1 protein-coding gene and 1 pseudogene are annotated in these 1,183 nt (G+C 79.6%); one reads left to right on the top strand and one right to left on the bottom strand.

Translation table 11 applies throughout. The annotated features are described in order from the left end of the window. Positions 1–461: pseudogene (locus ACXJKF_RS22180) on the bottom strand (hypothetical protein); the annotation flags it as partial. Between the two features lie 123 nt (positions 462–584). Between ACXJKF_RS22180 and ACXJKF_RS22175 the strand changes: the two are divergent. Beyond that, positions 585–1,183: DUF3806 domain-containing protein (locus tag ACXJKF_RS22175; RefSeq protein ID WP_456789907.1), on the top strand; the 599-nt coding region annotated here is incomplete at its 3' end.

Genomic DNA, 1,183 nt, shown 5'->3' with positions numbered 1-1,183 from the left:
GGGTCCGTGGCCGCTGGGTCCGTGGCGGCAGGGTCGGCGGCGGGCGGGCTCGTCGACGCGAGGGTCGCGTCGGCGTCGGCCAGGATCGCGGCGAGGGTCTGTCGGACGGCGTCGTCGGCGACCCGCCCCTCGGTCGCGGCCACCGTGCCGCGCGCGTGCTCGGCGGCGGCTGCGAGCGCGCCCAGGGCGTCGGCCTGGACGGTCGCAGCGTGCACGGCGGCGACGTCGGCGGCCTGTGCCTGGAGCGCCGCGGCATCGGCGGCCTGCACCTCGAGCGCATCGGCCGCACGTTCCTGCGTCGCGGCCTGCTCAGCGGCGACGCGGTCCTCGCGCTCCGTCCACGCCCACGCACCACCCGCACCGCCGACCACGAGGGCGGCGGCGACGACAGCGACGATGCTGCGCGACGGTCGGCGGATGKCGCTCTCCAGGGGCGGGCGGCGGCTTCGGTCCGCCAGCAAGGGTAACCGGCACCCCCCGGCCCCCGCCGAGCGCGCGGGCGGCCGGCGGCATCGGTCACCGCCATCCGGTGGAACCACGCCCGGCGCGCTCAAGGGAGCGCTCCGGCAGGCCGATCCGCACGCATGACTGATCTGCGCCCGACGCTGTCCGTTCCCGCGTCCGGCGCCCACGGCACCCCGCCCGGTGTCCGGCACCTGACCGCCGACGAGGTCGGCCACCTCGACCGCGCCCGTGAGTACCTGCGGGGCAGCGGCGCCGACCTGACGGACGTCGACGCCGTCGGTGCGCTGCTGCACGCCACCCGGACGCGCTGGGCGGCCGAGCCCGACGCGCCCATCCCTCAGGGGATGGTCATGGCGCTGGGCGTCGGCGTCGGCGACCTGGTCGTGGCCCGCGTCCCCGGCTCCCGCTGGGCCCTGCGCACCGCCGGCACCGCACCCACCCCCGCGGTCGTGTCGCTGTCGGGCGAGGACGCCGCACTGCCGCTGGCCGACGTCGCGACGCGCTGGCGCACCGGGTGCACGCCCACGTGGGTCGCGGAGTACGTCGCGGCGGCCGCCGCCCACCTCGCGGCGTCGTCGGCGCACGAGGTGCCGACGCCCCGCGTCCCGACGCGCGCCGTGCCCGACGCCGGCGCCGACGAGCCCGCACAGCGCCCCACCCGGGCGAGCGCCCGGCCGCTGCCGGTGCGGGGGCCCGCGACGGAGCAGCCGCCCAGCTC

The organism is Cellulomonas sp. P5_C5, from assembly GCF_054049655.1.
The sequence above is the reverse complement of the archived record's forward strand: the minus strand, read 5'-3'. Positions and strand labels throughout refer to the sequence as shown.